The sequence below is a fragment of the Pseudomonas extremaustralis genome, assembly GCF_900102035.1.
Taxonomy (GTDB): Bacteria; Pseudomonadota; Gammaproteobacteria; order Pseudomonadales; family Pseudomonadaceae; genus Aquipseudomonas; species Aquipseudomonas extremaustralis.
In genome coordinates this window covers 6,502,903-6,514,754 of the sequence record NZ_LT629689.1, presented here as the reverse complement: position 1 = coordinate 6,514,754, position 11,852 = coordinate 6,502,903, and the positions used below count along the sequence as shown (strand labels likewise).

General features: G+C 60.0%; 19 protein-coding genes, 2 tRNA genes and 1 pseudogene. All 22 read right to left on the bottom strand.

Features of this window, described 5'->3' with window-relative positions; genetic code table 11:
• Positions 1-11: 11 nt before the first annotated feature.
• On the bottom strand, positions 12-209 hold the full coding sequence (locus BLR63_RS30160) for a hypothetical protein (RefSeq protein ID WP_010567950.1): 198 nt from the start codon (positions 207-209) through the stop codon (positions 12-14).
• An 8-nt stretch (positions 210-217) separates the two neighbouring features.
• Positions 218-1,039 (bottom strand): hypothetical protein, encoded by an 822-nt coding sequence (locus tag BLR63_RS30155; RefSeq protein ID WP_010567949.1) that lies wholly within the window; start codon positions 1,037-1,039, stop codon positions 218-220.
• Positions 1,039-1,236, bottom strand: coding sequence for a hypothetical protein (locus BLR63_RS30150; protein WP_042947878.1), 198 nt, complete (start codon positions 1,234-1,236; stop codon positions 1,039-1,041). The genes BLR63_RS30155 and BLR63_RS30150 overlap by 1 nt, the downstream gene beginning before the upstream one ends.
• Positions 1,237-1,238: 2 nt before the next feature.
• The gene (locus tag BLR63_RS30145) at positions 1,239-1,877 is read right to left on the bottom strand and encodes a hypothetical protein (RefSeq protein WP_010567947.1); all 639 of its coding nucleotides are present in this window, start codon (positions 1,875-1,877) and stop codon (positions 1,239-1,241) included.
• 1 nt (position 1,878) lies between these two features.
• Positions 1,879-2,259: a hypothetical protein gene (locus BLR63_RS30140; protein ID WP_010567946.1), complete on the bottom strand. Its 381-nt coding sequence runs from the start codon at positions 2,257-2,259 to the stop codon at positions 1,879-1,881.
• A 3-nt stretch (positions 2,260-2,262) separates the two neighbouring features.
• The gene (locus BLR63_RS30135; protein WP_010567945.1) at positions 2,263-2,445 is read right to left on the bottom strand and encodes a hypothetical protein; all 183 of its coding nucleotides are present in this window, start codon (positions 2,443-2,445) and stop codon (positions 2,263-2,265) included.
• Between the two features lie 40 nt (positions 2,446-2,485).
• Positions 2,486-3,793, bottom strand: a complete 1,308-nt coding sequence (locus BLR63_RS30130) for a hypothetical protein (protein WP_010567944.1) — start codon at positions 3,791-3,793, stop codon at positions 2,486-2,488.
• Between the two features lie 72 nt (positions 3,794-3,865).
• Positions 3,866-4,393: a phage scaffolding protein gene (locus BLR63_RS30125; RefSeq protein ID WP_010567943.1), complete on the bottom strand. Its 528-nt coding sequence runs from the start codon at positions 4,391-4,393 to the stop codon at positions 3,866-3,868.
• A 48-nt stretch (positions 4,394-4,441) separates the two neighbouring features.
• Positions 4,442-5,905 carry a phage portal protein gene (locus BLR63_RS30120; protein ID WP_010567942.1) on the bottom strand — a complete coding sequence of 488 codons (1,464 nt, stop codon included), beginning with the start codon at positions 5,903-5,905 and terminating at the stop codon, positions 4,442-4,444.
• 1 nt (position 5,906) lies between these two features.
• A complete protein-coding gene (locus tag BLR63_RS30115; protein ID WP_010567941.1) occupies positions 5,907-7,190 on the bottom strand; it encodes a terminase large subunit domain-containing protein in 1,284 nt (427 codons plus the stop codon).
• Positions 7,180-7,491 carry a hypothetical protein gene (locus BLR63_RS31670; RefSeq protein ID WP_197676787.1) on the bottom strand — a complete coding sequence of 104 codons (312 nt, stop codon included), beginning with the start codon at positions 7,489-7,491 and terminating at the stop codon, positions 7,180-7,182. Before BLR63_RS31670 ends, BLR63_RS30115 begins: the two co-directional genes overlap by 11 nt.
• 177 nt (positions 7,492-7,668) lie before the next feature.
• A pseudogene (locus tag BLR63_RS32530) lies at positions 7,669-7,740 on the bottom strand (HGGxSTG domain-containing protein); the annotation flags it as partial.
• 77 nt (positions 7,741-7,817) lie between these two features.
• On the bottom strand, positions 7,818-8,111 hold the full coding sequence (locus tag BLR63_RS30105; RefSeq protein ID WP_010567939.1) for a hypothetical protein: 294 nt from the start codon (positions 8,109-8,111) through the stop codon (positions 7,818-7,820).
• Entirely contained in the window at positions 8,098-8,322 is a 225-nt protein-coding gene (locus BLR63_RS30100) for a DUF7940 domain-containing protein (RefSeq protein ID WP_010567938.1), read from the bottom strand. The genes BLR63_RS30105 and BLR63_RS30100 overlap by 14 nt, the downstream gene beginning before the upstream one ends.
• Positions 8,319-8,633, bottom strand: a complete 315-nt coding sequence (locus BLR63_RS30095) for a phage holin, lambda family (protein ID WP_042947841.1) — start codon at positions 8,631-8,633, stop codon at positions 8,319-8,321. The genes BLR63_RS30100 and BLR63_RS30095 overlap by 4 nt, the downstream gene beginning before the upstream one ends.
• Before the next feature lie 271 nt (positions 8,634-8,904).
• A tRNA-Ile gene (locus BLR63_RS30090) sits at positions 8,905-8,980 on the bottom strand.
• 4 nt (positions 8,981-8,984) lie between these two features.
• Positions 8,985-9,054 (bottom strand) — tRNA-OTHER (locus BLR63_RS30085).
• A gap of 313 nt (positions 9,055-9,367) precedes the next feature.
• On the bottom strand, positions 9,368-10,054 hold the full coding sequence (locus tag BLR63_RS30080; RefSeq protein ID WP_010568145.1) for a hypothetical protein: 687 nt from the start codon (positions 10,052-10,054) through the stop codon (positions 9,368-9,370).
• Positions 10,051-10,647: a recombination protein NinG gene (locus tag BLR63_RS30075; protein WP_083365987.1), complete on the bottom strand. Its 597-nt coding sequence runs from the start codon at positions 10,645-10,647 to the stop codon at positions 10,051-10,053. Before BLR63_RS30075 ends, BLR63_RS30080 begins: the two co-directional genes overlap by 4 nt.
• 91 nt (positions 10,648-10,738) lie before the next feature.
• The gene (locus BLR63_RS30070; protein WP_083365986.1) at positions 10,739-11,206 is read right to left on the bottom strand and encodes a recombination protein NinB; all 468 of its coding nucleotides are present in this window, start codon (positions 11,204-11,206) and stop codon (positions 10,739-10,741) included.
• On the bottom strand, positions 11,203-11,406 hold the full coding sequence (locus tag BLR63_RS30065) for a hypothetical protein (protein ID WP_010568162.1): 204 nt from the start codon (positions 11,404-11,406) through the stop codon (positions 11,203-11,205). Before BLR63_RS30065 ends, BLR63_RS30070 begins: the two co-directional genes overlap by 4 nt.
• Complete coding sequence (locus BLR63_RS30060) at positions 11,403-11,762, bottom strand: hypothetical protein (RefSeq protein WP_010568163.1); 360 nt, start codon at positions 11,760-11,762, stop codon at positions 11,403-11,405. Before BLR63_RS30060 ends, BLR63_RS30065 begins: the two co-directional genes overlap by 4 nt.
• Between the last annotated feature and the right edge of the window lie 90 nt (positions 11,763-11,852).

The window sequence follows — 11,852 nt, the reverse complement described above, 5'->3', positions numbered from 1 at the left end:
GGTTTCGCTTGTTAGGCGTTGGCGACTTTCAGGACCTTGCCGTCGCAGTCGCCAGCCAGTACGGCGGCGACCTCATCGGCGTCGGAGATCTCTTGGCCGACCTGATAGTCAGCGAAGGCGAACTTGACAATCAGCTTGTACGGCGATGTCGCTGCCTGAGCCTTTGGGGCCGGCGCAGCGACTGGGGTATCTGGGGTATCGGAGTCCATAGCGGGCCTCAAGGGTTTCGAATGATTTCAGGAAGCCCGGTCTGGGCGTTGTCGATTTCCAGCACCGGCGCAATGGCCTCGGCCGCTTGCATCGTCTGCGTTGTTGCGTAATCAATCATGTAGAACAGGTCGACCCGGTACAGATCGGCCTTCTGGAGCTGGTCGGTCATCAGCGAGCCGTTGGAGCGGATGACGCCGAACGAGCCGTCGACGAAAGAGATGTTGTTGCTGTCGGACAGGGCCGAGTCGAGCGGGCTGACCACTGCGTCACGCGCTGCAGGGCTGTTGGCCCAGACGATGACCTGCACTGACTGTTCCTGGCGCTTCGTTTCCTTGTAGGCCGTGCCGAAGCCGCCGACTCTGGCCAGGACCGCATGAGCCCCTGTGAGCGTGATAACCGGTCCCGAGCTGGTCGCGCCCGGGATCAGATACGCAAGCGCAGTGGCTGCACTCGTGAGCGTGTCCGACTGCTGCACGGCATAGACATAGCTGGTGCCGTTCAGGTTGATCATGATGTTCTGGGCGCTGATCGTGCCGGAGAGGGTCACAGTCGACCCAGCGACGGTCATGGTCAGCGTGTGGACCGGTGCCGTCAGCGGAATCCATGAGCGGCCCAGGTAGCGAGTTGTGCTTCTGTCCTTGCCGTGCGGGTAAACGCTGATGTGCGCAATCCCGGCGCCCAGGTCGGCCTCAAGTTGTTCGGGCACAGGCCAGCCCGGGTAAACCCGGATCGGGAACCCGGCAACGCTTGGCTGCCCCGTTCCGCTCGTGTAGACCAAGGCCGCAATCTGAGCCGCGACCTGCTTCAGTACGTCGGTAAGGCTCGCCATTACGCCAACTCCCAGTCTTCAGCGGTGAAATCTTCGAAGCTGAAGGCATAGGGATAGCTTTCAGGGTCATGCTGGCGGTGAATAGTCAGGCCAAGGCCGCTGTATCGAATGTAGGCCTCGCCATTCCACGACTTTCGGAACGCGCAGGCCGCCGGACTTGACTGAAGGTGATCGCGAAACGCGCTTCCTGTATCCATCGTCACACCTGCGCCTGCATTGCGGTGATGCGCCAGCCCATATCGGTCAGTTCAGCGCTCGAAATCACGTATTTCCGGCCCAATTCGCACCGGATCACGTCACTGGTGCGCAAAACGATGCCTGGATAGGCGGGCATGAGGATCAGCCACCACGGCGTTTTCACGTCCAGCGGCAGCTTGGCGTCGTTGGTTTCGCCCTTCGTGCCCTGCAGGATGCTGGCGGGCCAGCCCTGCATGAGTGCGACCTCAGTCGCCCGAGTACCGCCCGAGTAGGCGCCAAGACCAACGCTTTGATCCTGGTGATCGCGCAGCACGCTCACAACGCGATTCGTCTGCACGCAGTAAATCGGCAGCGTGTCCTGCATAGCGGCGACGAAGAACGTGCCCTGCCGGCCGACGAGGAAGTCACCAACATCGAAGGTGCGCGCGTCGAACAGGCCCAGCCAAGTTGCCTGCCCGTACTTGTTCGGCGCGGAGTAGCTGAAATTCGTGGTGAACGACGCAGGCAGCGTCTGCAAAGCGGTTGACGACAGCGGGTTACTGGCGCTCGTGGCGCGAAATTGCTGGTAGTCGAAACCGATACGCTTGGCTGCCTGCCCGTACCCTTTGTAAATCTTGGCCTGGAGCTTTGTGCCGTCCATGTCACACCACCAGGGTCAAGCCGCCATCACCCAAGGCTGGGCCCGGGGGAATGCCGAGGAAGCCGCAAAGACGGCGACTCCATGAGTCAAACAGGCGATCACGATCGCGCTGCTCGTTTTTATTGTGAACCCACACGGCCGCCTGATCTGTATCGAGGTTTTCCCGCGTGCTGATCACATCAGTCTCAAGCAGGTAGAGGTTGGCCAGGTATGTGACCCTGATTACCGCCTCTTCCGAGGGCTGCATGTTGTTCAGGCGGAACTCAAGCGTGCCGTACTGCTGGTAGAACCGGTGACCGAATGCCTGTGTCGGCACTCCGCCAAACAGAGGAAACCCGCAGAATCGCCGAATATCTGTCTTTTCTGCGTCCGTGAAGGCCATGGTTCAGTCCTCGTATTCGATGCCATCCAGCGGGGCTTTACGATCGACCAGAAGTGCAATGTCTTCTGCATCGGTGACAGTCACGCCCGGGCTCCACGCACGGGTTGCGCCAGTGTCGTCAATGAACGCATACGGCGCAGTGAGCACAACCGACTCAGGTGGCGCGTCGTCTTTTTTTCGACCCATGATTCTCTCCAGTGGCCGGGGCTTTCACCCCGGCGCTTGATTAGGCGGACTCGATCACGACGGCGCGCTTGAAGTAGCTGTTGCTCGCGGTCGGAATGATGGTTGGGTTGGCGGTCGCATCGGTCGGCACTGCAAAGCCACCGATCCAGTACCAGGACTGGGCGATGATTTGTTGCAGGCGGTCGAGCGGCTCGCGGGTCACCATGCAGATGTCGTCAACCATGACTTTCAGGCTGTCGCCGTCGCCCACTTCGCTGTAGCCGATGCTGGCGAAGTCACCTTCAACCAGAGCGCCCTGGCCGCACACGATGGCGCGACGAATAGGCACGCCGCCCAGCGTCTGCTGGTAAGCCTCGGTGGTGGTGATGAAGCGCACGCCGAGCAACTCGATGATCTGGCCCTGCTTGTAGGTCTCGGAGCCGTAGGCACCGCGATACAGCAGTTTGAAGTCGCCGTCTTGGAACAGCTCCAGCAGGTGGTTGTCATCCAGGTAGGCGTTGTACAGACCGTTGATGGTCGGCACGTTGTTGGTGCGCAGACGGGCCACGGCAGACAGCACGGTCTGCATGGTCAACAGGTCGGTAGCGATCAAGCTGGAGGTGCTCGCGCGATTGGAGGCGCGCAGCACGCTTGGGCCAACGCTGGAAATCACGCCATTGCCCGCGGTACCGTCGGACACGCTGACGTTTGCACTGAAGGTCAGGACGCCCGACACGCCGATTGGCGCGGTCGAAACGTTGGAGCCGTCAGCCACAACGCCAGTCAGGGTGTAAACGCCGGCGCCGACGGTAACAGTCATCGGGGTGCCGACGGATACAGGCACCATCACGCCGTTGGCCAGCACGTATTGGAAGCCACGGATGTCATCGACAGCCAGGGTCAAAGCCGGTGCGCCAAGAGTGGTACGAACGCGGGTGTTACCGCCCAGGTACGAACTGAACAGCGCGTTGCGCGCCAGGCGATCCAGGGACTGAGCCGACTGCACGCCGTTGACGTTGGCGTTTTCCATGAACTGCTTCGCGATACCCACGCCCTGAGTAACCATGTTCAGGTCGATCGTGTCGCCGTACATGTTCATCGACAGGGTGTACTGCTCAACGGTCCAGCCGGACGGGGTCAGGCCGTTGTCCAGGTTGGTGTTGGTGGTCGGGTTCAGCGGGGTGGTAACCGGCGCTTTCAGGCCGCGACGGGTCTTGGTGACCGTCTCACCGACCTTGTTCGGGATTTCTTCGCGATCAGCGATGGCGCGGAAGCCGAGGCGGGAATGGATACCGGCCTGGAATTCGCGTTCCAGAAAGCCTTGCTGAATGATTGGCTGGAGGGCAGCCGGGAAATTGTTAATTGCCATGGGGCAAAACTCCTAAGGGTTCGATGGTGTCTTACCCCTTGGGCGTCTGGCCCCGGTGGGTGAATCAAGCGGTTAAGCCTTCAGTGCTGCGGCCTTGGCTGCGGCATATTCCTTGTCGTCCATCTCTGTGACCTTCTTGGCCACAGGCGGAACAGGAGAAGGCGGTGTTTGCGGGTTGCTGCTGCTGGTCGGCGGCTTGCCGAACAGGTACGGCTTCGACTCTTTCAGGCCAGTGAAAAGCGCTTCAGCACCTTCCAGCTTGCCGTCCTTGAGGGTTACAGAGGACAGATCGGCCAGCTTCAGGCCGTCTACGTCAACCATGCCAGCCTTGACCGCTTCGCTTTTCAGCTCCGCCAGCAAGACGCGCTTGTCAGCTTCGGCCTGGACTTCAGTCGTGGCTTCGGCTTTGGCCGCCACCACGGCAGCCTCAACAGCCACCTTGATGGCGTCGGCTTTGGTGGCTTCGAACGAATCCACTTTTCCGGTCAGCTCCTGGTTTTTCAGGCGAAGACCTTTGTTTTCTGCGCGCAGCTCGCTGACGTATTCGCGCGAGAAAGTCTGCGGGTCTTTGTCTGCGGCTGGTGTTGGCTGGTCGGACATCTGTCGTCTCCGGGTATAAAAAAGCCCCGATTCATCGAGGCTGTAGGGTTAATCGTTTGAATCAGGCGCTGGTGTCGGCTCTTTCGGCACCGGCTGGTTTGGCGGCGGACCACCGGTCTCAATGAGCCGGATTTCATCCGCCGGGTCTGCGATGTCGTAAGAGGGAGCCATCGACTTCACGGCCGTCTCTTGCGACAGCAGGCCTGCAAGCCTCAACACATCAAGTGTCGTGGCCTGGGTTTGCTTGTCTGCGTAGGTAGGGGCATACCACTGCGGCCAGCGCAGCGAGATGTCCTCTTTTTCGGAGAGATTCCCAAGCGGCCTGCCCTTCTTGTCGACCAGCGTGAAGACCAGCGAGGCCTTGACGATCATGTTCAACAGCTCGAGCAGTGCGCCTTCGCCGTAGCTGATGCGCAGCTTGTCGGCCAGCCAGATCAGGGACTGATTCATCAGCTCCATGGCGCGACCGGATTGGGCGGCGCTCAGCTTGTCAGCGTTGGAGCGGTTACCACCCGCGCCTTCAAGCGCGATCTCTCGCAATCCTTTGACCCACTCCATCACCGCGCCCGCAGCGTCACCGCTGATCTCCAGCAGCTTTGCATCGCCATCCTTGTCGGTGACGATGGCATTAGCGGCGCCTTTGATGACCGCGCCATTACCGCCGAGCGCAGGCTCTTTGATGTGCAGGGTCGGGTCAGACTGATACTTGAGCGCCCGGCCACCCTGGGAAAGCAGGTAATCGGACTCAATTTGTACGTCGATCGCCTCAACCGGAAAGGTAGGCTTGCCGTCGATATCATCACCGCCGGGCAGGTTTCGCACCCAGACAAGCGGCACGAATCCCAGCTTGTGACTGACGGTTTTGGTTTCATCCCTGGAGGCTTTTTCGCCTTCCTTGGCTTTGCTGACAGCCAGCGGCGCGTACCAGACCTCTTCGGTCGAGGTCCAGTCGCGCTGAAACCAGTATGTTTCCTTCTCTTCGACGGCGTAGCCCATGCCTTTCAGCACGTCGCCCTTCACCTTGAAGCGCTCGGTTACCATTTCCAGCGTGTCAGGCGCGTCAGCCTTCCAGAAAGGCGTGAGGTAGGCAGACGACATCACCGAAAAGAACACGCGATCACTGAGGACGCGCATCAGGACAGCTACCGAGCCGACCGACCCGCTCATGGCGGCCTCGATCATGACCTGGTTGAGCATCGACTCCTTGATGATCCGTGTCAGCGTGTCGCGCGTTTCTTCATCCGTGCAGTCGACAGCCGGGAAATGGCCCTCGGAGAACAGAAGCGACACCGAATCGCCAACTACGGTTGGGCAGAGCCTGGTGCGCGCCGAGGGACGCCGCTGAGACAGCGAGATGTATTCCCCGGCGTTGTTTTTCTCCATCGAGAACGCGTATTCAAGCTCGTCATACATCGTGCCATCCATCACGCGGTTAAGCGCCAGGATGTCAGCGGTGCGCCGCGGATAGTCAGGATCAGCCGGGTATGTGGCCTTGAGTGTCTTGAAGTCCATGCTATCGGCTCATGTGGGGCACGTGAGCGCCGTGGGTTGCGACTGGCTTGCAGACCGGGAACAGGAACGCAATCGGGTAGCCGGCTGCGTCACATGCGTGGTCATGGTCGGTTGTCTTGTCTGGCTCGCCGTGATCGTTGTAGGGCTGCTGCTCCAGGCACTCAGTGAGCGCTGGGCACTTATTGGTGTTGACCTTGAGGCGGCGAACGCCGGTCCCGCTGAGTATCTGGGCGTTGACAGCGTTGACCCGGTCCTTGACCCGTGGGTTGACGCTGTTGGCGCGGATCGTGAAGCCGGCCTGCTGAAGGATCGACAGGTCAGATACTGACGCACCCTTGCTGCTGGTGTTTTGGCCGCTGGCGTCCGGGTAGACTGTTACGTGGTGACCCTGGAGCAGGTAGCGCTCGCGGATCATGCGGGCCAGCTCAGGCGTGTCACGCACCTTGACCATCTCGTCAGCCGCGTGCAGCGCACCGTCTCGCATGACGTAGATGATCCCGGCCATGTTGTTGACGTTGAAGTCGATGCCGACGTGGACCGGCTCGCCAGGCTGCACATTCGTGTCGCAGTGGTTCAGCACCCGGGAGAACTCTGGGTACACAGCGCCAGATGTCAGGTTGACGAACTCGCCCTCGAGGTAAGCCTCGATCAACTGCGGCGGGTAACTGGCGCGCAGGCTGTCGATGTAGTCAGGCGGCAGGAACGGATTGGTGCGCGTTGGCGCCTGAACAATCTCGTATCCGGGCTTGGCGTCACGCTTCCATGTCTCGTAAACGAAACGAAAACCTTCCGGTGTCGTGTATACGCTCACCCGATTGAATGGGTTCTGGACGCCCTTGGGGCGCTGCCTGTTCCGCGCAATGATCTTGCGCCATGCGTCGGCAGCATGATCACGCTTGAGCGTGTCCAGTTCGTCCACATGAGCGCAGTACGACTCATAGCCAACGATCCGGGCCGGGTTGTCCAGTGTCCGCAGCACAAAATCGGCACAGCCGCCCGAACTGCAGTAAATGATGTTCTCTTGCTTGTTGTACTTGTACCGGATGCCGTAATCGGTGAGCTTTTCCTCGATCCGAGGCGCCAGGATCAGGCGCACCAGGTCGTAGGTCGGCTCATAGAGGGCAATCATGCCGGTCGATGCTTCGAAGCCGTCACGAATAGCGCAGTTGGCCAGGGTCTCAGTCTTCCCTGTACCGAAGCCGCCGACGAACGCCGGATACTTGCAGGTCTTCAGGAAGAACTCAGACTGCGGCGCGGTCATCACCATCTCGATTTCACGCGCCATTGGTGACCACCCTTACCGCAATGCCAGTGACAGGGCCGCCGCCAGACTTGCCGTGCTCACGCTCCTTGTCAGCCAGTTCAAGGCCACGCAATGCGCGCTCTTGGTTCTGGGTCATCAAGTACGAGCGACGAGCCTCCAGCGACTCAATGCGAGCAGTCAGGCGATCAATCAGCCCGGCGTAGTCGCGCACCTTGAACTTCTCTTCGGTCTTGGCCTGGTACTCGCCAGCACCTTCACGCTCAACGCGGGCTTCCAGTTCAGCCGTATCACCACGCTCAGCCTCTTGAGCCAGCGCGCGCATCAGCCTGATCCGAGTCAGGCGCAATTCATCATCGACCGAACCAAGCTCAATGCTTGGCAGAAGCTCGGCTTCCTCATCAGTCAGGAACTTGCTGTAGATGGAGCCAGGATGAGCGGCGTTCTTGTTGCCCCGCTGTTCTTTGGGGCCCGAACTCTTGCCGCCGTGTAGCTTGCAGCGAGAGGAACCCGGTATTGCGTGACGCTTGCATGGTTCCCCGTTGCCGCGCTTGGATGCGCCGCATAGGGCCATAGTCAGCCTCATTCATGGGGTTGGTTTTCACAACGACTCATTCAACGTCGTTCGAACGTCATTCAATGATCATTCGATTACAGAGCCTTCTTCGCCAACGCTACAGCCTCATCCCAGAACACTGGGATCTCATGGCCGAGGGCGGACAGGATGGTTTCGAGCTTGGCGATCAGGTCGGGCGCTGGGGCGGCGACGGGTGCAGGCTCGCTTACCTGGGCAACAGGTGCTGCAGCCTCAGGAACCACAACGACCGGAGCCGACGACGCAATGGCGGCCCGTACTTCAACTGGCAATTCGGACATGACTGGAGCCTCTACGAAGAGTTTCGCAATCCATGCGACGATTGATTTCAGGAAGTTAGGGGTTTTCATTCTTGTCACCGTCAGGCTGCGGCTGTGACAGCACACGGACAACAGCAACGCCGACCCCGAGAGCCATGTTGATGGCTGCGTAAATCAGCGGGTTGACTGCGCCCTGGAACACCGTCCAGCCAATTGCACCAGCATTCAGCACTGCACCGGCCAGAGCCAGGCGTACAGACCAGAGCTTGTGACAAGCAGCGACGTTCTCGATCAGCTTCATAGCTCATCCGCCTTGCGCTCAGACCAGCGCTTGCCGAGTTGTCGAACCTGATCAACTCCGAGAATGCCGACGAAGCCGGCAGCGAAGAATGCCCACCCGCTGCTTAAGCCGAACTTCTGCACCGTCAGGCCGACCACCATCACGATCAAAGCCCCAAGGACAGACTCGATAATCTGGCGGACAGGCTTGGTCTCTTTGCCGTCGTACTGAATCCGCAACCAGATCAGGAGGAACGTCAGGACCATGGCCAGCCCGTTGTCGCGGAGGGCATTCAAAACCATCGCCCAGAAGGAAGGGTCTTTTTCGGGCATGATTTTCAATCCGAAGTCCTCCCTTCTGGGAGTAGAGGAATAAAAAAGGCCGTCAGGTGGCGGCCAAACGCTGGGGAGCAGCGGCGAATAGATCAGCCCCGGCGGCACTCCCAGCTCAGAGCGAAGGGTGTGGCGGGGCCGAAAACAAGAAGGCCCCGATCAATATCGAGGCCCTGAAAAGGCACCGAGGCACTCCCCCTCAGTTGCTCAAGTTGTTTTGGCTCCCTGAAAGTTCTCAGATCTACGCCGCAGAGGCTTGAGGCCCCGTGCCTGGTCGGCCCGTAGGGGCTTGAACCCTCTTCCCCCGGTTATGAGCCGGGCGCATCAACCGTCAATGCTTCGGGCCAGATTTGGAGCGGATACAGGGAATCGAACCCTGATCGAAAGCTTGGAAGGCTGTCTAGCGACCTGCGCTACCCGCAATTGCGTGTCTTCCCACGCTGCCAGCCAAAGACCATCACGGCGTCGACACCCAAGTGCATCGATCTCGCTGTTCCTGTCTCGCGCCACCCTGAAAGCGTGTTAGGTCAGGGCGCGCGGGCTGCCGGTGTTTTTCCGTAGCGCTGCACTACCGGCTTATCAGCGTCCAGGCCTCCCGAGGGCTGCCCTGGCTGCAGTGAATTTTGAGCAATAAAAAACCCGGCGCGGTAGCCGGGCTCTTTTTAGTCAGTCCTACACACGCAGGAATGACAGGATGGGTATAATTTCTCTCACTTTCTCACTGTTGTCAATAGCTATGCCGCGTCCTGAACTAAAAGGCCTTCCTCTTCAAGAATCAACCGAACCTCTGCGAGCGCTTCCTTGACCATCAAGTTGAGCTCTTTCTTGATTCCGTCTCTCCAGCGATATCGGGTTGACTCGGGCGCCGCATCGATATCCCAAGTATTCATGTCGTAAAAGCTGTCGGGAAGAACGATCAGATCCTGATCCAGCGCCTCAAGCCTTGCGCGCTCCGACTTCCCAGCTGCAATCGCTGCGCTGATCAATTTATCGCGGCGAGAGTCATCGACCTCAAGAGGGATTTCCACCGTTACCGATGTTGGCCCTTTCCGCTTTGCTCCTTTCATCTTCGGGATCGACCAAGTGGTGACGGCCTTATGTACGAACAGCGCTGGTGCAGGGCTAGGCACCAGAGGGATGATGCCGGTGATCGCCTGCAACCGCCTGGCACGGCCAGTGCTGTACTTAGCGCCCAGCACGTCCCAGTGACGAGGCTTGAGCATGTGGTGCAGCCTAGCGGCAAGCCAGTAGTCAACCTGGGCTCTGTCCAAATCGCCGCCGCCAGAAGAGAGTGATGCAAGGCATCCGCCATCCTCTTCGCTGGGGTTGTAGAGCTTCTGCCATGCCTGCCCCTTAGAGGCGCACTTCTCGCCAGCGGCCAACGCTGCAACGACCGCTCCTGATACGCTCGTATAGATCATGCTGCCGCCCTCTTCAATTCTCTGGTCTTTGCCTGGTACTCAGCCTTGATGGCCTTGATCTCTTCGATGGTGTACTTGCGCACGCTCTGGTCAGATTCCAGGGCGTCGACCGCCTCCTGGCCGATGCGCGCGATCAGGCCGATCCGGTAGTCCACGGCATTGCCGGAAAGGAACCGGTTGTCCTGCTTGCTCTGTGCGTGGCAGTTGCGCTCATCGAAGCGCAGGTGCGGCGCTGAGCCGACGCTGCGGTAATGCCCTGCATCTACCGCGTTGCCGCTCCAGTCCAACGGCTTCCCACTGGAGATGCAGAGGTGACCGGCGGCCTGGTCACGGGCGCGGATGTACTCGTTGAACGCCTGCTGAGCCTCGCGCATATGGTCGCCGCGACTTTTCAGGGCCTCCTTTCGAACCTTGATGTCGGCGCGGCCAACCTGGGCCAGCGACTTGCGCGCCTTCGCCTCGTTCACATGCTTGATGGCCAGGCCGCACTTCGGACTGCACACCGCCTGCCCCAGGCGCTGAGGGACGAACGAGGCCCTGCATGCTGGGTTCTTGCAGGTCTTTGGCTTGGGTTGCTTCGATGGAAGGCTCATGGTTACGCCTCCATCACGGCGGCGATGAGGCATAGCATCACCGCTGCATAGGTTTGGCCGCCCAGGGCGAGGATCAGCGCAATTAGCCAAATCATGCTGCGGCCTCCCATTGCTCTGGCATCTGCCCTTTCGGCTCGCTCCAGATCACGCCCTTGTCAGCGCCGAATGCGTACATGCATTCGATCACGTCGCCCAGCTCGGCTACGGTCATGCGCTTGGTGCTTTCGCCCAGCATGACCACGCCGCCGTTGATGCCCTGGGCCATGCGGATCTCCTGGCGGGCAGCGGCAGTCATCAGCGCCTTCCAGTCCTCGCTATCGAGCTTCTGCATGACGCCATTGGCCGGCCACTCAACCTGGCGGGAGATGTCGCCCAACATCGCCCACAGCTTGGCGTTCTGCTCCAGGGTGCGGCGGGACTTCACCGGGCGGACGATCACCTCGACGGCGCCGGCGGCGGAAAGCTCGGTAGCGAACAGGTAGGCGAGCCGCAAGACCTCACGAACCCGCGCAGGGCCAGCCGACCAAAAGTGGCGGGGTTTGTGGATTACGTTGGTCATGACTTCGCCCTCCATGGCAAGAAAGCTGCTTCTGCGAGCTTCTTCATTTCGGCGAAGTCGCGGCGGTTTTCCCAAAGGATCACGGCGCCAAAAATAAATGGGGAGATGGGCAGCATCACCAAGCAGTAGACGCGCGCCGCAAACTGGTACTTGATCATCCAGGGCCGGATACCCTTCGGATTGAAGGTTGGGATATTCATGACTGCTCTCCCTGGCCCAGGGCGGCGTCGATCTGCTCCATGACCAGTTTCCGGAGAGGAAACATTGGCGATATGTGCCGGGCTCCATCGGTCATGCGCCGCACCTTGGCATCACGCATAAGGAATTCTCGGGAGGATGTGAGAGCCTTGCGCAGCCCCTCCACCTCACCCTTCAGCTCAGCATTCACCCGCTCGTAGGCTTCGTAGCCGGTGCGTAGGCCGGCGACTTCGGCCTTGAGCGCTTCAACCTCCTGCCACAAGCGGTCTGCAAGTGGGTCATGCCAGCCTGGCATCTTCTGCAAGCTGCGCATGTGCACAGCGAGCTCGGTAGATGATTGCTCTCTGACGTAGGTCATGGCTTCACCTCAAACAGCTCAGGATGTAGTTGGCGTGCTGGACCTGCCATCCAGGGGCGCCGAATGACTACGTGGAATCTCCACGCCCAA